The sequence below is a fragment of the Mesorhizobium sp. B4-1-1 genome (assembly GCF_006439375.1).
Classification (GTDB): domain Bacteria; phylum Pseudomonadota; class Alphaproteobacteria; order Rhizobiales; family Rhizobiaceae; genus Mesorhizobium.
The window spans coordinates 224,790-251,080 of the sequence record NZ_VFTH01000004.1 but is presented as its reverse complement, the minus strand read 5'-3'; the positions used below and the strand labels follow the sequence as shown (position 1 = coordinate 251,080).

24 protein-coding genes and 1 pseudogene are annotated in these 26,291 nt (G+C 62.8%); 15 read left to right on the top strand and 10 right to left on the bottom strand.

Annotated elements, in window-relative coordinates; all coding sequences use genetic code 11:
* Window positions 1-28: 28 nt before the first annotated feature.
* From FJW10_RS08040 to FJW10_RS30360, 6 genes are read right to left on the bottom strand one after another with little or no spacing between them, the layout of a single operon-like run.
* Window positions 29-1,093: an ABC transporter ATP-binding protein gene (locus tag FJW10_RS08040; protein ID WP_181177453.1), complete on the bottom strand. Its 1,065-nt coding sequence runs from the start codon at window positions 1,091-1,093 to the stop codon at window positions 29-31.
* Window positions 1,094-1,141: 48 nt separating this feature from the next.
* Complete coding sequence (locus tag FJW10_RS08035; protein WP_140899664.1) at window positions 1,142-2,566, bottom strand: amidohydrolase family protein; 1,425 nt, start codon at window positions 2,564-2,566, stop codon at window positions 1,142-1,144.
* Window positions 2,563-4,239 (bottom strand): AMP-binding protein, encoded by a 1,677-nt coding sequence (locus FJW10_RS08030; protein WP_140899663.1) that lies wholly within the window; start codon window positions 4,237-4,239, stop codon window positions 2,563-2,565. The genes FJW10_RS08035 and FJW10_RS08030 overlap by 4 nt, the downstream gene beginning before the upstream one ends.
* Window positions 4,236-5,030, bottom strand: coding sequence for a MaoC/PaaZ C-terminal domain-containing protein (locus FJW10_RS08025; protein WP_181177452.1), 795 nt, complete (start codon window positions 5,028-5,030; stop codon window positions 4,236-4,238). Before FJW10_RS08025 ends, FJW10_RS08030 begins: the two co-directional genes overlap by 4 nt.
* A 47-nt stretch (window positions 5,031-5,077) precedes the next feature.
* Entirely contained in the window at window positions 5,078-5,980 is a 903-nt protein-coding gene (locus FJW10_RS08020; protein WP_140899661.1) for an SDR family NAD(P)-dependent oxidoreductase, read from the bottom strand.
* The gene (locus tag FJW10_RS30360; RefSeq protein ID WP_181177464.1) at window positions 5,980-6,372 is read right to left on the bottom strand and encodes a hypothetical protein; all 393 of its coding nucleotides are present in this window, start codon (window positions 6,370-6,372) and stop codon (window positions 5,980-5,982) included. The genes FJW10_RS08020 and FJW10_RS30360 overlap by 1 nt, the downstream gene beginning before the upstream one ends.
* Here FJW10_RS30360 and FJW10_RS08015 point away from each other — a divergent pair.
* The gene (locus FJW10_RS08015) at window positions 6,371-7,483 is read left to right on the top strand and encodes a PLP-dependent aminotransferase family protein (protein ID WP_210239786.1); all 1,113 of its coding nucleotides are present in this window, start codon (window positions 6,371-6,373) and stop codon (window positions 7,481-7,483) included. The genes FJW10_RS30360 and FJW10_RS08015 overlap by 2 nt on opposite strands.
* A 37-nt stretch (window positions 7,484-7,520) precedes the next feature.
* On the opposite strand, the gene FJW10_RS08010 is transcribed toward FJW10_RS08015, so the two are convergent.
* Together FJW10_RS08010 and FJW10_RS08005 are read right to left on the bottom strand one after the other, a co-directional pair.
* Window positions 7,521-8,234: a TetR/AcrR family transcriptional regulator gene (locus FJW10_RS08010; RefSeq protein WP_140899659.1), complete on the bottom strand. Its 714-nt coding sequence runs from the start codon at window positions 8,232-8,234 to the stop codon at window positions 7,521-7,523.
* Window positions 8,235-8,330: 96 nt separating this feature from the next.
* Window positions 8,331-8,576, bottom strand: a complete 246-nt coding sequence (locus FJW10_RS08005; protein ID WP_140899658.1) for a hypothetical protein — start codon at window positions 8,574-8,576, stop codon at window positions 8,331-8,333.
* Between the two features lie 44 nt (window positions 8,577-8,620).
* On the opposite strand from FJW10_RS08005, the gene FJW10_RS08000 reads away from it, so the two are divergent.
* From FJW10_RS08000 to FJW10_RS07940, 12 genes and pseudogenes are all read left to right on the top strand, one after another.
* The gene (locus tag FJW10_RS08000; RefSeq protein ID WP_140899657.1) at window positions 8,621-9,781 is read left to right on the top strand and encodes an acetyl-CoA acetyltransferase; all 1,161 of its coding nucleotides are present in this window, start codon (window positions 8,621-8,623) and stop codon (window positions 9,779-9,781) included.
* Window positions 9,774-10,178, top strand: coding sequence for an OB-fold domain-containing protein (locus FJW10_RS07995; RefSeq protein ID WP_181177451.1), 405 nt, complete (start codon window positions 9,774-9,776; stop codon window positions 10,176-10,178). The genes FJW10_RS08000 and FJW10_RS07995 overlap by 8 nt, the downstream gene beginning before the upstream one ends.
* A 4-nt stretch (window positions 10,179-10,182) precedes the next feature.
* Window positions 10,183-11,376, top strand: coding sequence for an acetylornithine deacetylase (gene argE / locus FJW10_RS07990; RefSeq protein WP_210239785.1), 1,194 nt, complete (start codon window positions 10,183-10,185; stop codon window positions 11,374-11,376).
* On the top strand, window positions 11,367-12,644 hold the full coding sequence (locus FJW10_RS07985) for an FAD-dependent oxidoreductase (RefSeq protein WP_181177450.1): 1,278 nt from the start codon (window positions 11,367-11,369) through the stop codon (window positions 12,642-12,644). The genes argE and FJW10_RS07985 overlap by 10 nt, the downstream gene beginning before the upstream one ends.
* Window positions 12,613-13,383: pseudogene (locus tag FJW10_RS07975) on the top strand (RraA family protein). The gene FJW10_RS07985 and the pseudogene FJW10_RS07975 overlap by 32 nt, the downstream one beginning before the upstream one ends.
* Before the next feature lie 89 nt (window positions 13,384-13,472).
* A complete protein-coding gene (locus tag FJW10_RS07970; RefSeq protein WP_140899648.1) occupies window positions 13,473-15,266 on the top strand; it encodes a hydantoinase B/oxoprolinase family protein in 1,794 nt (597 codons plus the stop codon).
* A 65-nt stretch (window positions 15,267-15,331) separates the two neighbouring features.
* The gene (locus tag FJW10_RS07965; protein ID WP_140899647.1) at window positions 15,332-16,528 is read left to right on the top strand and encodes an ABC transporter substrate-binding protein; all 1,197 of its coding nucleotides are present in this window, start codon (window positions 15,332-15,334) and stop codon (window positions 16,526-16,528) included.
* 58 nt (window positions 16,529-16,586) lie between these two features.
* The gene (locus tag FJW10_RS07960) at window positions 16,587-17,318 is read left to right on the top strand and encodes an ABC transporter ATP-binding protein (RefSeq protein WP_246674155.1); all 732 of its coding nucleotides are present in this window, start codon (window positions 16,587-16,589) and stop codon (window positions 17,316-17,318) included.
* Complete coding sequence (locus tag FJW10_RS07955) at window positions 17,312-18,037, top strand: ABC transporter ATP-binding protein (RefSeq protein WP_140899643.1); 726 nt, start codon at window positions 17,312-17,314, stop codon at window positions 18,035-18,037. Before FJW10_RS07960 ends, FJW10_RS07955 begins: the two co-directional genes overlap by 7 nt.
* Window positions 18,034-18,915 (top strand): branched-chain amino acid ABC transporter permease, encoded by an 882-nt coding sequence (locus tag FJW10_RS07950; RefSeq protein WP_140899641.1) that lies wholly within the window; start codon window positions 18,034-18,036, stop codon window positions 18,913-18,915. The genes FJW10_RS07955 and FJW10_RS07950 overlap by 4 nt, the downstream gene beginning before the upstream one ends.
* Window positions 18,916-18,917: 2 nt before the next feature.
* A complete protein-coding gene (locus FJW10_RS07945; protein ID WP_140899639.1) occupies window positions 18,918-19,958 on the top strand; it encodes a branched-chain amino acid ABC transporter permease in 1,041 nt (346 codons plus the stop codon).
* 4 nt (window positions 19,959-19,962) lie between these two features.
* Entirely contained in the window at window positions 19,963-22,026 is a 2,064-nt protein-coding gene (locus tag FJW10_RS07940) for a hydantoinase/oxoprolinase family protein (RefSeq protein WP_140899637.1), read from the top strand.
* Between the two features lie 11 nt (window positions 22,027-22,037).
* On the opposite strand, the gene FJW10_RS07935 is transcribed toward FJW10_RS07940, so the two are convergent.
* Window positions 22,038-22,802: a GntR family transcriptional regulator gene (locus FJW10_RS07935; protein WP_140827675.1), complete on the bottom strand. Its 765-nt coding sequence runs from the start codon at window positions 22,800-22,802 to the stop codon at window positions 22,038-22,040.
* Window positions 22,803-22,807: 5 nt separating this feature from the next.
* Complete coding sequence (locus FJW10_RS07930; protein WP_140899635.1) at window positions 22,808-23,848, bottom strand: Gfo/Idh/MocA family oxidoreductase; 1,041 nt, start codon at window positions 23,846-23,848, stop codon at window positions 22,808-22,810.
* Window positions 23,849-24,027: 179 nt separating this feature from the next.
* Here FJW10_RS07930 and FJW10_RS07925 point away from each other — a divergent pair, with 179 nt between their 5' ends.
* Together FJW10_RS07925 and FJW10_RS07920 are read left to right on the top strand one after the other, a co-directional pair.
* Window positions 24,028-25,296, top strand: a complete 1,269-nt coding sequence (locus FJW10_RS07925; RefSeq protein WP_140899632.1) for an ABC transporter substrate-binding protein — start codon at window positions 24,028-24,030, stop codon at window positions 25,294-25,296.
* Window positions 25,297-25,395: 99 nt separating this feature from the next.
* The gene (locus tag FJW10_RS07920) at window positions 25,396-26,283 is read left to right on the top strand and encodes a sugar ABC transporter permease (protein ID WP_140899630.1); all 888 of its coding nucleotides are present in this window, start codon (window positions 25,396-25,398) and stop codon (window positions 26,281-26,283) included.
* Window positions 26,284-26,291 lie beyond the last annotated feature (8 nt).

The following is a 26,291-nucleotide window of genomic DNA, read 5'->3' as shown; positions in this document are numbered from 1 at the left end:
AGATCGAGCCGCTCTGTCACGGCGACTTCTATTGCGCTGGGACACCTCCCGTGCCTTCAGGCAATATCCAGACGTTCGCCGGATCCCATGAGAGCCACACCTTGGACCCTTCGGGCTTCGGTCCGCGCGAACCCGCCAGGCTTGCCTTCATGCGGCGCCCATTATCGAGTTCGACATCGTAACGGACGGTCTCGCCGAGGAAGACGACGTCCCTGACCGTACCGTTGACGAAGCCGTTGTCATTATCGGCGCGGATGTCTTCCGGACGGATCATGCCGCAGACGCGATCCCGCACCCGTCCGACCGGCGCATCGCAGGGGAAGAGGCTTCCGTCGTCGCCGACAATCTCGTTGTGCGCCCGCAACCTGCCTTCGAGGAAGTTCGCCATGCCTAAAAAGCCGGCGGTGAAGCGCGTTGTCGGCCGATGATAGATTTCACTCGGCGTTCCGGTCTGCTCGACCCGGCCGTTGGCAAGCAGGACGACGCGATCCGACATCGACAGCGCCTCTTCCTGGTCATGCGTCACCATGATGGTGGTGATGCCGAGGTTGCGCTGCAGGTCGCGGATTTCGGACCGCACCTCTTCGCGCAGCTTGCGGTCGAGGGCGGCCAGCGGTTCGTCGAGCAGCAGGATGTCGGGCCTGAACACGACCGCGCGGGCGAGCGCCGCCCGTTGCTGCTGGCCGCCCGACAATTGGTGCGGCTTTCGCCATCCGAAATCCGTCAGCCGGACAAGCCGCAGCGCGTCAACGACACGGTCGCGGAGCTCGGAGGCCCCCACACCGCGCACGCGCAAGGGAAAGGCGATATTGTCGAAGATCGTCATGTGCGGGAAAAGCGCGTAGCTTTGGAACACGAGGCCGATATTGCGCTGCGCCGGGGCTACGAAGGTGATCTCGCGGTCGCCGATCTCGATACGGCCTGACGTCGGGATCGAAATCCCCGCCATCAGGGACAGCATCGTCGTCTTGCCGGAACCGCTTGGCCCGAGGATGGTCGTGAATTCGCCGGAATTCACCGTGACCGAAACATCCTCGATGGCCCTGACCAGGCCATATGATTTCGTGACGTTGGAGAATCGGACGAGGGTCATCTTGCCTTGGGTTTCAGGTTCGGTTGCGGCGGATCACTGTTCAGTGCCTCATGCGACAAGCGGCCAGACGGTTCGGTGCGCGATGCCGGCGCGCTTGGCCACACGCTCGGCGGAGTGTCTTGCCAGCCTGTAGATCTCGCCTTCGTCGAGCTTCACCAGCCGCCCATGACGCACGATCATCTCGCCGTTGCAGACGACTGTGTCGACCGCCTTGGTTCGAGAAACGAGCACGAGTTGGCGCACGACGTCGACATTGGGCTGGGCGTCCGGCAGATCGTTGCTGCGCACGACGAGATCGGCCTTTTTTCCGACCTCGATGCTGCCGAGTTGTGAAGACAGTCCGAGCGCGCGCGCGCCGCCAAGCGTGAACATTTCCAGGATCGACTGCGACGGCAGATACTCGCCCCATTCGCGGCTGACGAGATAGGCGATGAAACCGAGATCGCCGAACGCCCATGCCTTTGCGATGTCGGTTCCGAAGGCGATCGAGGTACCCGACTTGTGCAGGCCCGGGAAGCGGCTTCGACCGGTCTGCGAGATGCCGTAGTACATGAAATTGCCGGGATGCCAGACCAGCCCCATGCCGGTCGCCGATATTGCGTCGACTTCGCTCGGCTCGAGAATGTTCATATGTGTGAAGAAGCTGTTGGGGCCGATCAGGCCCTTTTCGGCGAAATGGACCAGAGCCGGTTTGCCGAAGCGTGTCTTGTCGTAGTCGGTATCCGCCACCATCAGATTCTGGTGCTGGTGAAAGACCGTGCCGCTGCGGTCGGCGAGCGCTTTCGCCTCCTGCATCAATTCCTCGGAGGCGCTGCCGCAGCCATACAAGGCGACGTGGCCGCGCGCCAAACCGTCCTCGTCAGTGTTGCGCTTCAATTGGCCACCCAGTCCCTCGCGCGCCCTTTTCGCATCGCATGGTGCGCGGGGAATATCGGCCGCCATCGGCTCGCCGCCCACGATGTCCCACAGCATGCAGTCGGAAACCGAGCAGCGGATACCGACGGCCTGCGCACCCTCGACGATCGCGTCGGGTGAATAGCTTGTCGCGGCATCGACGAAGCCGGTGAAGCCGTTGCGCGCCATTTCGGCGGCGGCCATCAGGGCGCTGGCGTATTCGTCTTCGTCCTCGACGGCGTTCATCCAGCGTGTGAACACGCCGGTCCCGGCGCCGCCTTCCTCCCTCGGTGGATTGGGGTTGTCGGTGATCGAACCGCGGCTGAGATGCAGTCCCGCGTGGTAATGTCCGTCGATGAAGCCCGGATGCAGCACGCCGCCGGCCGCGTCTATCTTGCGGCTGGAGGTCCATTCGGCTTCGATCCTGTTGGTCGTGCCGACCGCGGCAATCCTGTTTCCCACGATCGCGACCGCGCCGTCCGGATAGACCGTTCGCTGCTTGTCCATGGTCAGGACATAACCGTGGGTGATCAGCAGGTCGCAGGGCTGCGGGACGCCGGGTTCGGGAGGTGTTGTCATATCTGCACCTTCCCGGTCTCCCGGTCCCACGATAAGACACGCAGGTCCGGCTTTTCCTTGAGCAGCGACTGCTTGTGAACGCGCATCGAGGGGGTCCGCTCGAAGTCGGTGTCGCGAATCTCGATGAAGCGCGGGATCTTGAAGGCCGCCAGGTTGGCCCGGCAAAACTCGACGATCGTCTCGGGAGACAGGTCATCGCCCGGTCTCACCTGAACGTATGCCTTTACCTCCTCGCCGCGAAGCTCGTCGGGCACGGGTACGACCGCTGCGTCTATGATGTTGGGGTGGGAGCGCAGGACGCCTTCCAGTTCGGCCGCGGAAATGTTCTCGCCAGAGCGGCGGATGATCTCCTTCTTGCGGCCGACGAAGTAGAGCAGCCCGCGCTCGTCGCGGCGCGCCACATCCCCCGAATGATACCAGCCGCCACGATTGGCCTCGGTCGTGGTCTCCGGTCGGTTGAGATAGCCGGCATAGAGATCCGGTCCACCGATCAGGCATTCGCCGGCGTCGCCTTCGGCAACGTCATTGTCCTCGTCGTCGACGAGGCGGATCGTCACGCCCGGCGGCTCGACGCCCATCGTGCCGGTGCCGACGAGTTCGTCTGCCATGTGGTTGGGCACGCGGCTCATCACGCCACCCTCGGTGCTGCCATACTGGTTGTGCCAGTGGAAGCCATAGCGCTTCACCATTTCGGCGTGGAGCTCCTTGGGCAGGCCGGCATGGATGGCGAGCCGAATGCGGTGGTCCAGTTCGGCCGGTCCGGGCTCACCTTTCATCAGCAACGCGGGAATGGATGCGATGGACAGGATTTCGGTGGCGTCATAAGTCGTCACCACATCCCAGAAGCGCGATACGGAAAAGCGGCGCATCGCGACCATCGTGCCGCGCGAGGCGAGTGAGGTGAGAAGCTGGATCGCGGGATCCGCATAATAGAACGGCAGGCAGCAGAGTTGCCGGTCCTGCCAGCCGCGTCGGAAAAGTCGAAGGTCGACGTCGATGACGCGTAGCCACCAGCCGTGATGCAGCATGCAGCCTTTCGGCGCGCCGGTCGTACCGGATGTATAGTAGACCGTGATGATGTCTTCGCGCTTGCATTCGACCGTGGCGAAATCCAGGGGCTCGGCCGCGTTTTCATACGCTGCAAGGCCGTCCGGTTCGCCGCCTTCGACCAGCACGATGTGGCGCAGTGCCGGCGAATTGCCGCGCACGGCCTCCATGATCGGCAGTTGCGGCTTGCCGACGATTGCTACCGTCGGCGCGGCGTCCGTCACGATGTGGCCCGCGTCGTATTGCATCGCGGTCGGTGCGATCGACACCATGGTACAGCGGTTGGCTATGATGCCGAACAGCGCGATCATGAATTCGAGCCGGTTGTCGAGCATGATGACGACGCGGTCGCCAGCCTTGACATGCGGTTTCAGATACCCGGCAAATCGTTGGCAGCGGTCGAGGAATTCTCGCCGCGTCATGATCGGTCCGCCATCGATGATGATGGCGGGGCGCTCGGGATCTTCAAGGCAGCCCTTGGAGACGATCTCGATGACCGTCTGATGGGGAACGCCGCTCCACTCCGGTGCGACGTTCTCATGCCTGATCCAGGTCGATGGTCGCGGCGGAATCTTGGAGACGCCGAGTTCCATGCGCGCTGCTTGTGTGGCGATCGGGCCGCTCATGAAGACACCTTTGCGTAGCCGTTCTTGATCACGATGTTGCCGGCGGAGTCCGAGGCTTCAAAGCCGACAAGCCCGTCCTGTCCGGCCCAGTGGTCGACGGTGATCGATTGGCCCGGCGTCAGGAAAAGCGGATGGGCGAAGCGGCAGCCGAGCCGCTTCAGCCTCGGCGTCTGCCCGCCACAATGGTCGTCCACGATCGCGCGGCCGGCGAAGGACAAGGTGCACATTCCGTGCACGATTGGTGCCGGAAATCCAGCCCTGGCCGCGATGGCCGGATCGATCGTGTAGGCGGAATAATCACGCGCCGCATCGGCATAGCGGCGGGTCTGGTCGGGCGTCAGGCCGTATTGCGCCGAGGCCCCTTGCGTCTTTGCGATCACCGGTCGCGCAGGTGGCGTCTCGCCATGCGCCGCATCGGAAGGTTCTCCGCGGACAAGGCAGGTGCTGTACTGCGTGCAGACAGCCTTGCCGTCATGCGTCACGGTTTCGGAACGAATGACGAAGGTGGTGCCGGCACGGGTGCCGCGCACGCTCGTCAGTGTCGAGGCGGTGAACAGCCGCTGCCCGGGCACGATCGGCGCATGAAAGAAGAAATCGTGCTCGCCATGCAGGACGAAGTCGGCGGTCAGCTTGTCCAGCACCTCGACCATGCTTTGCATGACGGGCACATGGGAGAAAACGGGCGGCGCGAATTCACCTGCCAGATGCCGCGGGTTTTCGTCATCGACCGAGCGTGCGAACTGCGCCAGCCTGTGGCTGCTGGTGCGGAACTCCTCGGAGTCACGTGACATGCCTATGGACGGAGCCTTGGTGTTGAGGTGTCCCAGGGAGCCAGAATTCATAACGGGAGTCCTTCGACGAAATCACCCAGTTGCGGAAGCTTGGGTAGTCTGTGGTTCAACGCCTTCTCGACATCCTCGATCTGCCAGCGCCCATCGGTCCGCAGATCGATCTCGATGGCGCTTGGCGCAATCACCTCGATACGATTGCCATAGGCCTGGAAAACCTGCCCCGTCGCTGGACAGTCTTCCAGCGCAAGCCAGCAGATCAGTGGCGAAACGTTGTCGGGCGAAAAGACGTCGAACACGCCGTCTGGCGGCGCTTGCAGCGACGTCTCGATGCGCGTGCGGGCCGAAGGGGAAACGGCGTTGGAGCGCACGCCGTATTTGGTGCCTTCAAGCGCAAGCGTGCGCGACAGGCCGATCACCGCGAGCTTCGCCGACGCATAGTTTGCCTGGCCGAAACTCCCGACCAGCCCGGCGAGCGAGGTCGTGTGCACGATCGACGCGGCGACCTGTCTGCCGGCCTTGGTCTCGTTGCGCCAATATTCCATGGCGTGGCGCGCCGGCGCCGCATGGCCCTTGAGATGGACACGGATGACGGCGTCCCATTCGTCTTCGGACATGTTCGCGAACAGACGGTCGCGCAGGATGCCGGCATTGTTCACCAGGATGTCGAGCCCGCCGAATGTCTCGACGGCCATCCCGATCAGCGCCTGGGCCTCGCGCCAGTCCGCGACGTCGTGGCCGCTCACCATCGCCTTGCCGCCGTCCGCGATGATTTCGTCGACCACCGCGTTGGCGGGGGATACGTCGCGCCCTTGCCCGTGGAGGTCGGCACCGAGATCGTTGACGATGACTGATGCTCCGTGCCCGGCCAGCGCAAGCGCATAGGAGCGGCCAAGACCCCGCCCCCCGCCAGTTACCACCGCGATCCGTCCTTCAAGCCGGCGCTTCGTCATTACGACAGCCTGTCCGATGATGTCGCGACCACCGCGCGTCTGCGGAAAAAAGGTGCCATCTGATCGCGCACGTCCACCTCGCTTGTCGCCTGCAAGGGTTGCTCCGGCGCCTGACCAACCGAATGGTCCGGCACCCCCCGCAGCCCTCGTCTCGTCCGATATTTGACAGCAGATATTAAAATGAATATGAGGTCAATATCATTTTTCGTCGACAAATCTCTGTTCCAAGTCTGATCGCGGAAAGAGTGAAAGTCGCGGCAGGGATGGCGACAGATGGCACCTCGCACCGTAGCTTCTTCGCCGCGTCCCGCATTCGCTCGGTGGATCTCCCAAAGCAACAGCATCACCCAGCAATTCATGGCGATGGGGATCCAGCCGGATTTCATCAGCATGGCCGGTGGCTTGCCGGCCGCCGAGTTCTATCCGGCCGCAGCGATTGCCGAGGCGAGCGAAAAGGCCATGGCACGCTGGGGCTCCATGGCACTGGAATATGGTCCGATCGAAGGTTTTCCGGCGCTGCGCCAGCAAATCGCCGAGCGCATCAGCCGCGAGGCGGGCCGCACCTTCACGATCGAGAACGTGCTTCTGACGACGGGCGCTATGCAGGGGCTCGATCTTCTCGGCAAGGTCCTAATCGATCCGGGCGACCGGGTCGTTGCGCAATTCCCGACCTATGTCGGTGCGCTCGATGCCTGGCGCCCGCGGCTTCCCGTCTACGAGCCGCTCGATTGGTCGGCGCCTGGAGGGACCGGTGTCGATGCGCTGCGCCTGGCGAAGTTCATCTACACAGTGCCGAATTATTCCAACCCCACCGGCGCCCTGGTATCGACGGCCGCGCGAAAGGCCCTGCTGGAAAAGGCGATGCAGGCCGGGACCTGGCTTGTCGAGGATGACCCTTACCTGCCGCTGCAATTCGACGGCGCAACCGGACCGAGCATCCTTGCGCTGCATGGGAGGATGGAGCGCGACGGACCTTACGAGGGGCCTGTCGTGTATCTCGGAACGCTGTCGAAAAGCATCGTGCCGGGATTGCGTGTCGGCTGGACGATCGCGTCGCGCGACATGATCCAGGCGCTGACGCTCGCCAAGCAATCGTCCGACATCAGCAGTTCGATGCTGACGCAGGCGATCGCGCTGGAACTTCTGGAATCCGGTTTCGAGGCCCATCACGTGCCGTCGATCGTGCGCCACTACAGGCAGCGGCGCGACGCACTTTGCGCGGCGGCGAATGCCGAGCTTGGCGAGTGGTTCGAATGGGAAATGCCTCCCGGCGGCATGTTCGTGTGGATGCGCGGCCGCCATTCGGCGATCGACACCGACGTCCTCTATGGCTTTGCACTGGACGCCAAGGTGGCATTCGTGCCGGGCAGCGTCTTCGACCCGGCGGCGAAACTCCGATCGGCGATGCGCGTGAACTTCACCAGAAGTGCGCCGACGGTGCTCGAGGAAGGTGTTTCACGGCTTGCGGTAGCGGTCAAACGCTACATGGCGTCAAATCACTGACCGTGACTGGACAAATAGGCGTTCGTCCAACGAACGATCAGCGCCCGGGCGGATCCTTGCAATAGACCGCCCGGTACCAGAGCGTCGACAGCATAAGCGCGAGGTCTTCGTCGCCAGAGAGGCCTTCCTGGTCGAAGAGCGAATCCCGGCTGACAATCACCGCATAGAGATAGTGGAAGACCATTCCCTCCAGCGCGTGCGCCACCGCGACCGCCGATCCCGGCATGTCTTCCTTGTAGTTGCCGCGTCGCGAGATCGACCGGGCGAGATTCTCTATCCACGTCTGGTGCCGCGGCCGCCATAATTGGCGGAATTCCGGCAACTGGCTCTGCAATTGCAGATGACACTGCATAAGCCCCGCATTCACGCGATAGGCGGCCACAAAGAACCTGTTGGTGTTCAAGATCGCGTCGAACTCGCCGGTGCCGCGTCCGACCTGGCGTGCGCGATCATACAAATGCTCGACGAAGTCCAGCACCACCTCGATGGCGATCTCGTTCTTGTCGCGGTAATAGACATAAAAGGTTCCCAATGCCACGTCGGCATAGGTGCAGATGTCCGAGACCTTCACGTCCTGATAGCCGATCTCCTCGAGCGCCTGCGCCGCGGCAATCTTCAATCGATACTTGGTCCTGTCGCCTTTCGATGCGAAAGACCGCGAGGTCATCCCCACGGCCAGATGCTCGGCATACTTCTCGGCCTTGCTGCCGTTGCTGGCCGGCGCGGCCCTTTGTTGCGCCTTCACTGCCATGCGATCATCCTCTGCCCGGTGGTGTTGCGCCAGCGTGTCCGTTTATCATTATTCGGCGCTGGTGTGGTGGATTTGAAGCCCCGTTGTTTGACGGCATCAGCGTTCAGGAGCTTCAAAATCCAAAACCACACGAGAGTCCACCCAGCGCGATCGAGCGGCCATGCTGAAATTGATATTGACTTCATATTCATATTGTATGATTTCTGATTCCGCTGCCGTGCGCAAGCAGTGAGCCAGCGCGGCCTCATTTTTTGGGCGCCGTCCGCGATGTATATCGGCGGCTGAAAGCTGAACAGGCTGGAGGACATCTCCTTGGACTTCGGATCTGAAATGGCGCTTCACGTCTTTCGCATGGCGAGCCTCTGTCTCCAGGATTGGGATGATCCATGCCTCATATCTTGACCGCCTCACCCGTCTATATCGTCGGTGCGGCCGAGACGCCCCTTGGAAAGGTGCTGGATCAGAGCGAGCTGTCGATGGTGGCACTGGCCGCCAAAGAGGCGCTGGGAGAAGCCGGGCTGAGCCTGCGCGACGTCGATGCGCTCTTTACCAACTATATGGGCGAGGAGGGGTCCGTCCAGCTTGGCGAATATCTCGGGGTGCGGCCGCGCTACGCCGAATCGTCCGATATGGGCGGTGCCTCTTTCGAGTTTTTCGTACACCATGCCATGACGTCGATAGCGACCGGCCGGTGCGATGTCGCGCTCATCGCCTATGCCTCGCGTCAGCGCAGCCGCCGAAATCGCAAGAAGGCGGCTACTGCGCTGGATGGTTCGCTCTCCGCGCAGTTCGAGACGCCCTACGGCATCCATTTTCCGATCGGTCACTATGCGCTGAGCGCGGCGCGCTACATGCATCAATACGGCGCCACGCCAGAGCATCTGGCCGAGATCGCCGTGGCAGCGCGGCAATGGGCCGGGCTCAACCCGAAGGCTTGGATCCGCGATCCCCTCACCATCGAGGAGGTGATGGCGTCGCCGATGCTGTGCGATCCGTTGCGCAAACTCGACTGCTGCCTGGTCACCGACGGCGGCGGCGCCATCGTGGTGGCGCGCAAGGACCGGGCGCGTGATGCCGCCAAACCGCCAGTGCGCGTCCTCGGTGCCGGCGAGAGCCATGTCCAGTGGCACGTCGCGCAGTGCCCCGACCTGACCGTGACGCCGGGTGTGGCCTCCGGGCGTGATGCCTTCGCAATGGCCGGCGTGAAACCGGGCGATGTCGACGTGTTCGAGCCCTACGACAATTTCACCCACGCCGTACTGCTCTATCTGGAGGATCTCGGCTTTTGCGGGAAAGGCGAGGCGGGCGCCTTCGTCTCGGAAGGCCGCCTCAGGCCCGGCGGCAGCCTGCCCAGCATGACTTCCGGCGGCGGCCTTTCCTATTGCCATCCCGGTGCGCTCGGGATTCTCCTTTTGATCGAAGCGGTGCGCCAGTTGCGCGGCGAGGCCGGCGACCGCCAGGTTCCCGGCGCCGAAATCGCGGTCGCGCATGGCACCGGCGGCCTTGCCTTCTCGACAGCCTCGACCGTGGTGCTCGCCCGTGACTGACAATCTTTCCTTCTCCGATCTCGGCGCGGCCGACCCAACCACCGAGCCGTTCTGGCAGGCCTGCGTGGAAAGGCGGCTGACAGTGCAGCGCTGCACGGCTTGCGGGTCGCATCAGTTCTATCCGCGACCGTTGTGCCTTTCTTGCGAGGCGACGGGGCTCGAATGGGTGGATGCCAAGGGAAGCGGCACGATCTATTCGCTTACCACGATCCGCATACCGGTCAGCGAGGATCTGGCGCCTCCCTACCTTCTCGCACTGGTCGATCTCGACGAGGGGCCAAGGCTGCTGACCAATATCGAGGCCGAAAGCGCAGGGATCGGCGACCGCGTGACCATCGCCTGGCGGCGGCGCGAAGGATTGCCGCCGCTTCCCGTCTTCAGGCTTTCGGCCGGGTGATGCGATGACGATTGTCGCCGGCGCCGTGGACGACAGCATCGCCATGATTGGCGACCTCATCGGCTTTCCGACGGTGTCGCGCGATCCCAATCGCGATCTTCTGTTCTATGTGGAGGCGTATCTCGCGCGCCACGGGATTGCCTGCGATATCATCTGGAACGACGACCGCACCAAGGGCAATCTGTGGGCGACGATCGGTCCGGCCGATGTTCCGGGCGTCATCCTTTCGGGGCACAGCGACGTGGTGCCGATCGACGGGCAGGCCTGGACAAGTGATCCGTTCGTGCTGCGTCGGGCGCATGGACGCATTTACGGCCGGGGTGCCTGCGACATGAAGGGCTTCATCGGTATTGTGCTCGCCGCCGTTCCCGGTCTGGTGCGGCGCAACCTCAAGGTTCCGGTCCATATCGCGATCTCCTACGACGAGGAGGTCGGCTGCACCGGCGTTCGCAGCCTCATCGACCGCATTGCCGCCATGGAAGTCAAGCCGGCGCTCTGCATCGTCGGCGAACCGACCAGCATGCAGGTGGTCATCGGCCACAAGGGCGGCGGCATGTACCGGGCCACGATCGCCGGCAAAAGCGCCCATTCCAGCCTCGCGCCGACTGCCGTCAACGCCATCGAATACGCCGCGGAACTGATCGCCTTCATCAAGAGCTTGTCTTGCGAACACGCCCATGGTGGGCCGCACGATCATGTCTATGATATCAGCCATTCCACCCTGTCGGTGACGACCATCTCCGGCGGCACCGCACTCAACATCATTCCTAACAGCTGCGAATTCGGCTTTGACATCCGCTCGTTGCCCGAGGTCGATGCGCGTGCCCTGATCGAGCGTATCCGCAGCCATGCCGATACCATGATCCTGCCCCGGATGCGGGCGACCGCGCCCGAGGTCGAAATCATCGTCGAGCCGATTGTCGAATTCGTTGGCCTGTCGACGCAGGCAGATCATCCGGCGGTGACGTTCATCAAGCGCATGGTCGGGCGCAACGATCACGTCAAGGTGGCCTACGGCACCGAGGCCGGCCTGTTCAGCAATTCGGCCGGGGTCGTCTCGGTCGTATGCGGGCCGGGATCCATCGAGCAGGCCCACAAGCCGGACGAATATCTCGATCTTGCCGAAATCGAACGCTGCCGTGCCTTTCTCGATCGCCTGGCGGGCCAACTCGAGGACGGTGGACTGCCGTGGCTGTGAAACGCGGTTTCGATGCGATCGTCGTCGGCGCCGGAATAGCCGGCACGGCCAGTGCCTATTATCTGCGCCAAGCCGGGTTCTCGGTGGCGCTGGTCGACATGCATCATCCCGGCTGGGGCGCGTCGGGCCGCAATCCTGGCTTTCTCTGGCTGCAGACCAAGGCGGCAGGGCTGGCCATGGATTTTTCGCTTGCCGGACGCCGCTTCGCCGAAACGCTTGCCGGCGAGATGCCGGATTTCGGCTTCCGCGCCAGCGGCGGACTTATCACCTGGCGCGACGACGTCTTCGAGCCGGTGGCGCGCGCCTTCGTCGCAGACCGGGTTGCCGCCGGGCTGCCGGTGTCCCTGCTCGACCGGCCGGCTCTTCGCGATCTCTGTCCTGACATTTCGCCGGAGGTCTCCGGAGCGGTTTGGAATCCTCTCGACGCGCACCAGGACACGCGGCTTCTGGTGCGCCACCTTGCCGATGCTTTCCAAGACGGAGGCGGCAGCATCGTTGCGCCGGCGCGGATCGCAAGTCTCGTCCTGACGGGTTCGACCTGCCGGGGTGTCAGGCTGGCGGATGGCGCGGAAATCGAAAGCGGCGTCGTGGTGGTGGCTGCCGGGCCATGGTCCAACCTTTTGCTCGAACCGTTGGGGCTCGGCATTTCCTCCACGCCGACGCGTTTCGAAGCGGCGGAGACCGCGCCGGCGCCTTTCAGGATAAAGCCCGTGATCTCGGGCCAGTCGCTGTTCCGCTTCTTCACGCCGCCGGGCATCGATGCGACAAGCCTACCGCGCGAGCCGGTGGAACTCTTGCGCCCCGAACTCGGCTTTACCGGCCAGATCGCAAGCTTCCCCGATGGATCGCTGCAGTTCGGCTGCGCCTACGAGATCGGTAGCGACGATGACCGGGCGACAGTGGCCGGGCAGGCGATGGCATGCTCGATCATGAGCCGCAATTTTCAGGCAATGGCCAGCCTGCCGATCCTGCGGCAATGGGCAGGTATTGTCGCGCAGACGCCGGATGGCCTGCCTTTCATCGATGCCGCGAGTGGCCCCGAGGGATTGATCCTCAACACCGGTCATTTCTTCGGCAACCTCGCGGGCGCATTTTCGGGTAGGATCGTGGCTCAACTGGCAAGCGGGCAGGAGCTTGTCTATCCTGTTGAAGGATTTTCGCGACGGCGTTTCACTGGGGGTGACCACGTAGCGTGGGGCAGGGACGTTGGTCGAAACGATCCGACAGGGAGGAAGCATGCCGACAAGGATTTTCAGGGCCGCGTTTGAGCGGCTGGCGCCGGGCGCGTTGGCGGACTGGGCCGCAATATCCGTCACAATCGTTTCCGATATCAGCGCTGGGTATGTGGTGGTCGACCCGCGCATGAGGCCGCTCCCCATTGGCACGAGAATGGTCGGACAAGCGGTCACCGCCAGGTGCGACCGTTCCAATTTCGGGGCGATGCTGCACGCCATCGACATTGCCGGCCAGGGCGAGGTCGTCACCGTCGATGCCGGCGGCTGACTGCAGACAGCCTATGCCGGTGAAATTCTCTGCGGCATGGCGCGGCGCAAGCGGGTCGCGGGCTTGATCGTCAACGGGGCGGTCCGGGATATCGACACGATCACCGGCTGGGGCGATTTTCCTGTCTACGCGCTCGGCAGCGCGGCCAGGGGCCCGCCATCAAAAGAGCATGGCCCGGTCAACGACATCGTCTTCGGCGGCGTCGCGGTAAGGCCTGGAGACATCATACCTGGCGACAATGACGGCATTGCCATCATCCGCCGCGCGACGCCGGGGCGCTTCTCGAGCTGGCGCAGCAAAGAGCCCGCATGGAAGAAACAGGGTGAGGGAACTCGCCTCCGGCAGGCCGCTGATCGATGTCTTCAGCGTTCCAAAGGCGATATGAGCCGAATCGTATCGTGTCCTGACCACCGCGAAAGACGCTTGAGAGCCGAACGTTACGACAATCCGATCGGGTCAAAAATGATATTGACTTCATATTCATTTCACGGTCTGTTGATATAACGGTATCGGCTGCCGGCGGGAAGCCCATCTCGCCCAGAAGATAGCCATCCTGCTACGTGACTGCGTTCCTCAATCCGGAGGGTTTGCCGATGGCGCTATCGGGCAAAGCCAAGAAGCTGGCCAAGTTCGATCCCACTCTGCTCGCAGTGCTGTCGAGCCGGTTCGAATCGATCATCCGCGAGATGACGAACACGGTTATGAAAGCGAGTCGTTCCAGCGTCATCAAGAACGCCCGTGATATGTCCTGTGGCATCCTCACCTATGATCACCGGCTGGTTTCGGTGGAGGAAGCGCTGCCGATCCACGTCAATGCGCTCGAGCTGACCACCAGGCCCATCACCGAACTGTTTGATGACGTGAAAGAAGGCGACGCATTCCTCAACAACAGTCCCTTCTACGGTGTCACCCATCATGCCGACCTCACGCTTTGCGTGCCGGTGTTCTTCGAAGGCACACCACTGTTCTGGACCTTGTCGCGGTCACACCATGCCGACATCGGTGCGCCGGAACCCTCGACCTACCTGCCGTTCGCGGCAACGATCTACCAGGAGGGCGTGCATTTCCCATGCGTTCGTATCCAGGAGAACTTCAAGGACAAGCAGGATCTGATCCGCATCGGCCTGCAGAAGATCCGGGTCAGCAACATGTGGTACGGCGACTACCGGGCCCAGGTCGGGGCTTGCCGAACGGGGGAGCGCCGTCTCAAGGAACTGGTGGCTCAGTATGGGATCGACACCGTCCGCGACTTCATCGAGGCGTGGATGGACTATGGTGAGCGGCGTGCGATTGCTGCCATCAAGAAACTGCCGGCGGGTACTTACATTTATGAAGTCCGTCACGATCCGGTCGCCGGCGTCGCCGACGAGGGCATACCGATCAAGGCGAAGGTGACGGTCGACTCGAAGAAGGGCCTGATCACCGTAGATGTGCGAGACAACCCGGACTGCGTCCCAGGCGGCCTCAATCTGACGGAGGCTTGCGCGGTGGCTTCTTGCCGGATCGGCGTCTACTACAATCTGGAGGCAAGCGTTCCGCACAATGAGGGCAGTTCGAACCGGATCGTCCCGGTGCTGCGCGACGGCTGCGTCGTCGGACGGCCGAGCCATCCGATCGGAACGTCCTGCGCCACCAGCAACGTCAATGAACGCCTTGCCAATGCGGTGCAATGCGCATTCTCCGAAATGGGCGAGCCCTATGGCATGGCGGAAGGCGGCGGCAATTTCTCGGCTGCCCTGGGCGTCGTCTCCGGCATCGACAGGCGCCGGGAGGCCAGCGTCGAATACATCACCCAGCTCATGCTGGCCCTGTCTGGCGGCCCTGCCAATCACGGCCATGATGGCTGGCTGACCTATGAATGCTCGGTCGGCAACGGCATCATGGTCACGGACTCGATCGAGGTCGATGAAGCGACCTATCCGATCCTTGTCGAGGAACGGCGCATCCGCCAGGACAGCATGGGCTTCGGCCAATGGAACGGCGCCCCGGCCGTGCAGGGCGCCTACCGTTCGCTGACCGGCGACATGACGCTTTATGTCTGCGGCGATGGCGGCACATTTCCGGCCAAGGGCGTGCTCGGCGGATTGCCGGGTGCCAACGGCGGAACCTGGCGTCGCGGCCGAAATGCCGAGGTCGAGCGGCTGCCAGATTTCTACAACGGTGCGTTTACGGACGGGGAGGCCATCCTCTACCGCTCCTGCGCGGGCGGCGGCTATGGCCGGCCCGACCGGCGCGACCCCGAGCGTGTCGCGGAGGACGTCAATCGTAAATGGCTGAGCGTGGCGACCGCGCGCGAAGTCTACGGCGTCGCCCTGACGCTTTGCGACAACGGTATCGACTACCAGGTCGACACTGCTGGGACCGAAAGGCTGCGCGCGACAAACTGAACGCATGAGAAGAACAAGAAGGCGGCGGCAAGCCGACCGCCAATCTGGAACCAGAGGGAAAAGCAATGAAACAACGTCAATTGTTGAAAACTGGTCTTGTATCGAAAACGGGCCTGGCAGCCCTGGCACTTGCCGCGGCCCTTTCGGGCGCGCGGGCCGAGGATCCGATCATCATCGGAGCGGCGATTGCCCAGAGCGGCGCGATCGCTCCCTATGACGACGGTCCGGCCAAGGCGATGGAGATAGCCGTGGACGAAATAAATGCCAAGGGCGGCATACTCGGCCGGCAGCTCAAGATCATCTATTCCGACACCAAGTCGGACATCGCCTATGGTGCGACGGCGGCGCAGGACGTCATCGACAAGGGCGCGAAGATGGTCGTGGTCACCTGCGACTACGACTATGGCAGCGCGGCGGCGTCAGTCGCCGATGGTGCAGGGCTGATTGCCTTCTCCACCTGTGCCGGCGATCCGAAGTTCGGCCCATCGGGCATTGGCCCGAACGCGTTCACCATGGCAACCGGCGCGCCCGGACAGGCGGTGGCGCTGGCCGAATGGGCGTATAACGTGAAGGGATGGCGCACAGCCTATGTGCTGCTCGACACGACTATCGCCTTCGACGCCAGCTTCGCCGACTTCTTCACGCGTCGCTGGACCGAGTTGGCCGGAGCCGAAGGCCTTATAGGCAAGGACACGTTCGGCGGCGAGGATCCCCAGATCGCCAGCCAGATCACTCGCATCAAGGCACTGCCCAAGCAGCCGGATGTAATGGTACTCAGTTCGTTTCCACCAGGCGGATCGAGCGCGATGCGTCAGTTGCGTGCGGCCGACGTCAATGTGCCGCTGCTCGGCTCTGAGTCCTGGGATGGTGACTATTGGCTTGAGGCCGTTCCCAATCTCAGCAATTTCTACCTCGTGACGTATGGTTCCGTTTTCGGCAACGACAGCCGTCCGGAAGTCGCTGCGTTCATGGAAAAGTTCAAGAAGAAATTCGACACGCGTCCGGTTACTTCCCATGCGATGACTGGCTACAGCGTCATCCAGGGTTGGACGAAGGCTGTCGAGAAGGCCGGTACATTCGATACCGACAAGGTCCGCGACGCGCTGGAGACCTTTGTCGGCGAGCCGTTGCTTGCCGGACCAACCACTTTCACCAAGGACACGCACATCAACATGCGGCGCGATCTCATTCTGCTCGAGGTAAAGGACGGCAAGCCCGGCAACGTCATTAGTGTCGTCAAGGCGGAGCAGATGCCGAAGTAGCGCTCGCATCGCAAGCCGCATCATGTCCGTGCAGCAGACAGCCGGTTCAGAGCCGACCGTGTCCACGTTGGATGTCAGGAATGTCGTCGTCGACTTCCAGGGTCTACGCGCGATCGAGAATGTGAGCCTGACGTTGAGGCCGGGGGAAATCCTGGGCCTCATCGGTCCGAATGGCGCCGGCAAGACGACCCTAATCAACGTCCTGACCGGGTTCCAGACGGTGACGCAGGGCAGCGTCCACATGAATGGAGTAGACATCGGGCCCTGGAAACCGCATGAGCGTAGCCGCAGAGGGCTCGTGCGCACCTTCCAGAGCGTGCTGCCCTTTGTCGGACTGACGGCGCTCGAGAATGTCGAGGCCGGCGGCGTGGCTATCGGCATGAGTCGGCGCGAAGCACGCGCCGAGGCGCGGCGCATCCTCGGCGAGGTGGGGCTTTCGGCCAAGGCCGACCGGCCTGTCGGCACATTGCCATTCGGCGAGGAGCGGCGTGTCGGCATTGCCAGGGCCGTCGCCATGAGACCGCGCTTCCTGTTGATGGATGAGCCCGCGGCCGGGCTCAACGATGCGGAATGCAACGATCTTCAGCAGATCATCAGGACCATCGGAGAGCGGCTCAACTGCGGCATCCTTTTCATCGAGCACCGCATGTCGCTGGTGTTTCAGCTTTGCCATCGGATCCAGGTGCTTCAGCTTGGCCGCACGCTGGCCATTGGTTCGACTGCGGAAATCAGGGCTGATGCCAAGGTCCGCCAAGCATATCTCGGCGAAGAGGATCCCGCGCCTTGCTGAATATCCGCGACCTGCACGTCAACTACGGTAACATCATTGCCTTGCGCGGCGTTTCACTCGATGTCGGTGAGGGCGAGATCGTCGCCGTGATCGGCCCGAACGGGGCCGGCAAGTCGACGCTGTTGCTGGCGGTCGCGGGCGTGGTGAAAGCGCGTGCCGGCAGCATCGAGCTTGCCGGGCGCAATACCGCCCAGATGCAGGCAGAAGCGCTGGTTTCCGCCGGACTGTCGCTGGTCCCGGAAGGCCGCCACATCTTTGGTTCGCTGAGCGTGGCGGAAAACCTGGCGCTCGGTGCGACGGTTCGCCGGGACAGAAAGCGGATCGCGGCCGACATCGACAAAGTGCTGGCCATGTTTCCGGTGCTGAAGGACCGGTATCGGCAGCGTGCCAACAAGCTTTCGGGCGGCGAGCAGCAGATGCTGGCAATCGGCCGTGCGATGCTGGCACGACCAAAGCTCCTCCTTCTCGACGAACCATCGCTTGGGCTGGCGCCACTGGTGGTCAACCAGGTCTACCAGGCGGTACTCGAGCTCAGGCGCTCGGGTGTCACAGTGCTGATCGTCGAGCAGAACGTGACACGCGCTCTGGCGGCGGCCGACCGCACCTATGTGCTGAGTTCGGGAGCAATCGCGATGTCAGGCAAGTCGGCGGACCTTTCGGGCACGGCCGCGTTCGACGCGGCCTATTTCGGTGTCGCTGGTGAAGGGGGAAAACCATGATCTTCCTGCAAAACGCCATCGACGCCATCAGCCTCGGCGCCGTCTATGCGCTGGCGGCATTGGGGATCGGCCTGATCTTCAGCATCATGCGGCTGATCAATTTCGCCCATGGCGAGCTGATCATGGTCGGCGGCTTCACGCTTTTTTCCTTGGTCGGCCAGCCGCTTCTGGTGATGATCCTGGCGGCCATCATGATCACCACGATCCTGGCGCTCGGCATGGAGCGCGTCGCATTCCGGCCGCTGCGCAAGGCCAATCCCGCAACGCTGCTGATCGCTTCCTTCGCGGTTTCCTATCTTGTGCAGCACACCGTGCTGATGATGTTCGGGTCGCGCGCGATCGGCGTCGCCTTTCTCTCCGAACTCGGCACCAGCGTTGAATTCGGCGGCTTGCGCGTGCCACGCCTGCAGATCGTTACAATCGCAACCACACTCTGCCTGATGGCCGGTCTTGTCGTGTTCTTCCGCTTTTCGCGGATCGGACTGCAGATGCGCGCCGCCGCCGAGGATTTCACCATGGCCCGTCTCGTCGGGGTTCGTGCCAACCGGGTCATCGCCTTTGCATTCGCCATCTCCGGCGTGCTGGCAAGCATGGTGTCGCTTTATCTCGTCGCCCAGACCGGCAGCGTATCCTACAAGATGGGTGTGTCGATGGTGCTGATCGCCTTCGTCTCGTCGGTCATCGGCGGGATGGGATCGGTCGCCGGCGCGGCCCTTGGCGGCTTCCTCGTCGGCGTCGTCTCGGTCTCGCTTCAGGCCTATCTGCCCGTCGATCTGCGGCCATACCGCGACGCTTTCGTCTTCCTGATGTTCATCTTGTTCCTGTTCTGGCGCCCGGATGGACTGCTGATGAGTCGCGCCGACCGGGAGCGGGTGTAAGCATGAACAATGATACCGCGCTTCGTCCGCTGCAGACAGCGGCCATCCTGATCCTGATCCTGCTGACGGTGGCACTGATCGCGACGGCCGCGCCGTCGGCCATGCAGCGCACCGTCGTCGAGGCGATGATCAAGCTTGTCGTTGTGGTCGGCCTGTTCATCTTCGTCGGCAATTCCGGCGTCTTCTCCTTCGGCCACGTCGCCTTCATGGCGATTGGCGGCTACATGTCCGCCATTCTCACCCTGTCGCCGGCGCGCAAATCCGTCCTGCTCGACCTGCCGGGCAGCATCGAGGCGCTACAAGTGTCCTGGCCGGTCGCGCTGGTGATCGTAGTGCTCGCCGTCGGCCTGATCGCCCTGCTGGTCGCTTCGCCACTCTGCCGGCTGCGCGGCATCGCGCTGCCCATGGCCACCTTCGCCATGCTGGTCATCACCTTCGTCGTCGCATCGAACTGGCAGCAGGTGACCGGCGGACGCCAGGCACTCGTCGGGCTTCCCCGCTACACCGGCCTGTGGGTGGCTTTCGGCGGCGCCTCGCTCGCGATCATCGTCGCAGCGGTCTATGGTACGACTCGCCATAGCCTGATGCTGCGCTGCTCGCGTGAAAGCGAGGTCGCCGCGGCTGCCACCGGAATCGATATCGAGCGCGAGAGGCTTATCGCCTTCGTCCTCAGTGCCATGGTGGTGGCCCTGGGCGGCGTGCTGTTCAGCCACTTCATCGGCACCATCACCGCCAACACCTTCTATCTCGACCTGACCTTCGTCACGCTGACGATGCTGGTGGTCGGGGGCATGCGCAGCCTGACCGGCGCTTTTGTAGGCGTGGCCTTCATCTCGACCATCTCGGAACTGTTCCGATCCATCGAACGCGGCGTGTCCATCGGCGGGCATGTCCTGTCGGCGCCCCCCGGACTACAGGAAATTGCGCTCGCAGTGATCCTGCTCGCCATCCTGATCACCCGGCCGGCCGGCTTGCTTGGCGATCGCGAAATAAGTTGGCCGCAACGGTCACGGCACTCGAACACGACAACGCAACAGGAATAGAATTATGTTCGTCGCCTGCATCGACATTGGGGGAACGTTCACCGACCTTGTGCTGTATCGCGAGGGCGCGGATCTCGAGATCCACAAATCGCCGACAACACCGGGAATGTTCGAGCGCGGTTTCATCGACGTCCTGGAGGTAGCGGCCAGGAGCCACGACATGGCACTGGCCGATTTTCTATCGAAGATGAATATGATCGTGCACGGCACGACTGTTTCGACGAACGCGCTTGTCGAAGGCAAGGTCGCGCCAACCGGCTTGATATGCAACGCCGGTCATCCCGACATCCTTACGCTGCGCGAGTCCCCGCGCAAGCGCGCTTTCAACATCAAGATCGATTTCCCCCCGCCCTATATCCATCGTAGCCGCACTTGCGAGGTTCGTGGTCGCATCGATTCGATGGGCAATGAGGTCGAAGGCCTCAATGACGACGACGTGCGCGCGGCCGCCCGTCATCTCAAAGCGTGCGGCGTCGAGGCAATTGCCGTGTGCCTACTCTGGTCGATCGTCAATTCGACCCATGAATGCCGCGTCCGCGAGATCATCGAAGAGGAGCTTCCGGGCATTCCTGTGACGCTCAGCCACGAACTCAACCCGATCCCGCGCGAATATCGGCGCACCATATCGACAGCCATCAACGCTTCGCTCTATCCGATCGTCAGCGAATACGTCGGCAACCTCACGCGCGCTCTGAAGAAGGCCGGCTACGATGGCGAGCTCCTGATCGCCAACTGCGTCGGAGGTATGATGCCGCCGGAGGAGATCGTCGCGCGGCCGATCTACAGTGTGATGTCGGGCCCGACGCTGGCGCCGATCGCAGCAACCAGCCTTACGGACGCCAGCAACGTCATCGTCGTCGACATGGGAGGCACCACTTTCGACGTTTCGGCATTGCGCGATCGGCACCTTGTCGTCACCCCGGAGGCGACCTTCGGTATGGAGATGCTGGGCATACCGAAGATCGACGTCCGCTCGGTCGGTGCTGGTGGCGGCAGCATTGCCTGGGTCGATGTCGGTGGGCTCCTGCGTGTCGGCCCGCACAGTGCCAGCGCCGTGCCAGGGCCGGCCTGCTACGGCCGCGGTGGCACGGAGCCGACCGTAACCGATGCCAATGTCGTGCTCGGCATTATCGACCCCGACTATTTTCTCGGCGGTCGCATCAAGCTGGACCGCGCAAAGGCCGAGGCCGCGGTCGGCAAGATCGCAAAGCAGTTGAAGATCGGCCTGATGGAAGCGGCTTACGCGATCTACACCACGACCAACCACAACATGATCGGCGCGATCGAGGATATCACCGTCAACGAGGGCATCGACCCGCGCGACAGCTATGTCGTCAGCGGCGGCGGGGCGACCGCCTGCCACATTGGCGACATGGCCCGCATCCTCGGCATCAAGAGTTTCATGGTGCCGCGCTTTGCGGCAGGGCTGAGCGCCTATGGCGGCCTGATTTCCGACATACGCTGGGAAGAGACCGGCACGCTGAACACCACCGACCGGGACTTCGACCTCGCCGGCGTCAACCGGCTGCTGGCATCGCTCAAGCGGCGGGGCGGGGCTTTCCTCAAGCGGTCCGGGCTCGATGCGAAATGGCAGCGCTTCGAATTTGCTTTTCAGGGTCGCTATCTCTATCAGTCCTGGGACATTGAGGTGCCGTTCGACCTGCCCGAAGGCAAGTTCGCCACGGGCGCGCTCGCCGAACTGGTGGCCGCTTTCCATGCGCAGCACGAGCGTATCTACACGATCAAGGACGAGGCCGACACCGTGGAGTTCACCACCTGGAAGGTGCGTGCCATCGGCGATACTGGCGGCAAGGCGCGTCGCGGCTCGCCGTTGTCGCCTCAGCAAGGGAAAATCCGACCCAAGTCAAGCCGCAATATCTACTTCGACAAGGGTTATCGCGACGTTCCGGTGTACGACGCCAGCCTGATCGGTGCGGGCGCAAAACTGGAAGGCCCAGCCGTGCTCGAACTGCCGACAACGACGATCCTGCTCCTGTATGACCAGAAGGTGCAGGTCGATGGGCAGGGCAATATTCTGGTCGATCTGGCACGGGAATACAGCCAATAGCGAAGGACGGGTCAACTTGGACTGCGACCGCCGGACTTGCCTGTGCGAGAGAACGACGTGCGCAATCGGTAACGATCGCCGGCATAGCGGATCGTAGAGGACAGTAGCGGCCGGCTGGCCGCATCGACGATGAGCTGGCGCATTACAAGGGTCGATTTGCCTACTTCCAAATCGAGGTGGCTTGCTAGCGTCGTATCGGCGCCGCGTGCCTCGATCGTGGTCTCGGCGCGGGCGAGATCGACGCCGGCATTGATCAGCAGACCGAACAGCGACGCCGTCTTGAAGTCGACGTTGCCGAGGTCGGGTACCAGGGCGGCAGCGAAGAACGAGGTGTCGACGGCGACCGGAACCTGGTCGAGCCGCCTTATCCGCTCCAGGTGAAACAGCGCGGCGCCGGGCGCGATCGCAAGCTCCTCTGCCTCGTCGAGCGATGCCGGCGCCTGCTCGGCGCGCAGCACGTCGGAGGAGGGCGTCAGGCCGAGGCGCCGGGCGGTCTCGCTGAAGGATTCCAGCGTGTTGGGGAATTCCTTCGGCACTTTGGCCGAGACATACCAGCCGCGCCCATGCGAGGGCGTCAGCACGCCTTCCTCGACAAGGCTCTGCAAGGCTCGGCGCAAGGTCACCCTCGAGATCGACAGGCGCGTGAACAGGTCGCGCTCGGCCGGCAGCCGCGCGCCCGAGGCGAGCTTGCCGTTGGCGATTTCCTGAAGGATCGCATCGGCCGCTTGCCGCCAGAGCGGCTCGGGTCCGTCCGACTGCAGTGGCGAGCCCTCCATCCCAGTCACCCATCCGTCTTGATCTTTTCCCACACGCCCGTTCGCATCGAACGGTAGCAGGCGTCAATTATGTGGTTGACGATGACGCCGTCCTCGAAGGTTTCGAGCGGCGTCGTTCCCGCCACGAAGTGGTCGACAAAGTGGCGCATTTGCTGGGAAAAGCCATAGGCGCGGGTTTCTTCGGGCACCGGATAGACCCAGCCGGTCTCGGCATCGGCCTTTTCGACGAGATAACCGACCGGCTTCTCGATGAAGCCCCAGACCGGACCGACGGACGTGTCGGTGACGATGCGTCCCGCCGAGCCGACCAGTTCGTGGCGAAGCTGCATGCCGCCTTTCTCGATCCAGGAGGATTCAATGGTGGCGAGCTGACCGCCGGCAAATTTCAACAGCGCGATCGCGGTGTCCTCTCCAGTCGTCTTGTCGCCATGCGCCATGGTGGCGCCCCACGCGAATACTTCGGTGATGAGGTTGTCCTTGCCGAAGAAGTGGCGCGCGCTTTCGACCGTGTGGCAGCCCATGTCGAGCAAGGCGCCGCCGCCGGCAAGCTCGGCGTTCCAGAAATGCGGCGCATGCGGCCCCGAATGCGCCTCACGCGCTCGCATGGTGAGTAGATTGCCGATGCCGCCGGCCCGGATCATCTGGTGGGCCTTGGTGATGTTGGGCGAAAACACCGCGCATTCGGCATAGCCGTGCCAGATGCCAGCACGCTGGACGATGTCGAGGATTTCCTGCGCCTCCTTGCCGGTGCGCGCCAAAGGCTTGGTGCAGATGACGGCCTTACCGTGCTTGGCGGCGATCCTGACCGCTTCGAGATGGATTTCATTGGGCAGCGCGATGACCACCAACTCGACCGCCGGGTCGGCGCACAGCGCGTCGATATCCCGGTGCGCGGTGACCTTGGGACCCCATTTCTTCGCGAAGGCCGTGGCGCGCTTGAAACCGCGCGACGAACAGGCGACCAGTTCGGCGTTGCGCACGTCGAGCAGCGAGTCCGCATAAGTCTCGGCGATGAAGCCAGAGCCCAGAATTCCAACTCCGATCATTCAAGTCCTCCCATGCTTTCCTGTCAGTTTGGCGCTGTCCCAGTTGCCGTCTGCGACCGCCCGACAGGAAAAGACAACGCAATACCACTTGTCACAAGATGTATCAGTAGGTATGGTCTGAGGCAACAGTGCAAAATCGTGAATCCACACGAGGCACCGTCTTGAGGGAGGAGCCCAAAATGCGTTCGATCCGTGCATCGATCGCGCTCACAGCGACGTTGAGCGCGATGTCTTTCAGTGGCGTGGGGATCGCCTATGCCGACCCTGTCACCATTACTTTGAACAGCTGGCGCACCGAGGATATCGCGGTTTGGCAGGATACCATCCTGCCCGCCTTCGAGGCCAAGCACCCCGACATCAAGGTCGAGTTCGCGCCGATCAACACCAATGAATACAACGCAGCCATTCAGTCGCAGATCGAAGGTGGCGCCGGCGGCGATTTGATCACCTGCCGCCCGTTCGACGTGAACCGCGAATGGATCAAGCGCGGCTATTTCGAATCGCTGGAAGGCCTCCCGGGCCTGGCCAATTTCGACAAGACTTCGCGCGCGGCCTGGACCGGCGCCGACGACAAGACCTACTGCCTGCCGGTCGCGGCCGTGCTCGCCGGCTTCTACTACAACGCCGATATCTTCAAGGAATTGAACCTGAAGGTGCCGACCACGACCGCCGAGTTCATCGATGTGCTGACCGCGATCAAGAAGGACGGTCGCTACACGCCGCTCGCCTATGGCTCGGCCGAATCCTGGCAACTCGCTTATAACGGCCTCTATTCGATCGGCCCCGCCTACTGGAAAGGCGAGGAGGGCCGGCTTGGCCTGATCGACGGCAAGAAGAAGTTGACCGATCCGGAATTCGTCGACGCGATCGCCGCCTTCGCCGCCTGGAAGCCGTTCCTACCGGCAGGGCAAGAGAGCCTCAATTATGCCGACATGACGCAGCTGTTCACCCTCGGCAAAGCCGCCATCCTTCCCGACGGCTCGTGGGACATCAACCAGGCGACCTCGACCGACCTCAATGTCGGCGTGTTCGGCCCGCCGGTGCCGAAGGCCGGCGACAAGCGTTATCTGCAGGAGATGCCTGACATGGGCATCGGCATCAACGCCAAGGGCACGCATAAGGAAGCGGCAAAAACCTTCCTCGATTGGGTCGCCGGCCCCGAGTTCCAGGAACTCTACGTCAATGCCGCTCCCGGCTTCTTTGCCATGAGCTCGAAGCCGGTCACCTACAAGAACAAGCTGGCGCAGGACTTCGCCGACCTGAAGAAGGGCGCCGAGCTGACGCCACGCCTGGCGCTCGATCGCCTCAGCGCCGGCACGCCGCCGCTCGACGACGAGACCTGGCGCCTGCTGCAGGTGATGTTCACCAAGACCGACGTCACGCCGCAGCAGGTCGCGACCGAACTCCAGGCCGGTCTCACCTCCTGGTACGGACCGCAGAAGAAGTAATCCGGCACCGCTTCGCGCATGCCTTGCCACGAGGCGGGGCATGCGCAAGCCTGACGGCATGCCGGCGCATTCGTGCCGGCGTGAAGATGAGGTTTTCCGTTGATATCTCCCGCTGCCGCTTATCGAAACCTGCTGCTGTTCGTGCTGCCGGCGCTGGCCGTCTATCTGGTCTTTGCCGTGCTGCCGCTGGCGACCTCGATCGTCATGAGCTTCTTCCAGACCAGCGGTGCCTCGGGCGATGTCTTTGTCGGCCTCGCCAATTACGAGCGCCTGTTCACGCACCCGACAATCAGTGCCCGATTCTGGAACGCGCTTTTGAACAACATGCAGTATTTCGCCATCCATCTGATCGTCGAAGTGCCGATGGGCCTGCTCTTGGCGGCGTTGCTCACCTCGGGAAAACTGGCGCGCTCGGAAGGCATCTATCGCACCTTGTTGTTCATCCCGGCAACGCTGTCGGTGGTCATCGTCGGCTTCGTCTGGCGGCTGATCATCAATCCGCTCTGGGGCCTGGTCGGCTTCCCGTTGCTGGGCACGGAATCGACGGCACTCACCACCATCTCGCTGATGTCGGTCTGGCAGTATTTCGGCATCCCGATGGTCTTCCTCTACAGCGCCTTGTTGGCGGTGCCCAATGAGCTCGTCGAGGCCGCCAACATCGACGGCGCCGGTGGCTGGACGACCTTCTGGAAGATCAAGTTCCCGCTGATCGCGCCGCAATTCGGGCTGATCGCCATCCTCACCTATATCTGGACATTCAATGGCTTCGACCTGGTGTTCGCGCTCAACGGATCGGCGCCCGGACCGAACTACAGCACCGATATTCTCGGCACCTATTTCTACCGCACCTTCTTCGGCTCGAGCGGGCAGCTTGCCGATCTCGATCTTGGTGCGGCCGTCGCGACGGTCATCTTCCTCACGGTGTTGCTGGTCACCGCGGCTTATTTCTGGCTGATCCAGCGCCGCCTGAAATCCTATTCGGTCTAGGAGCCGGG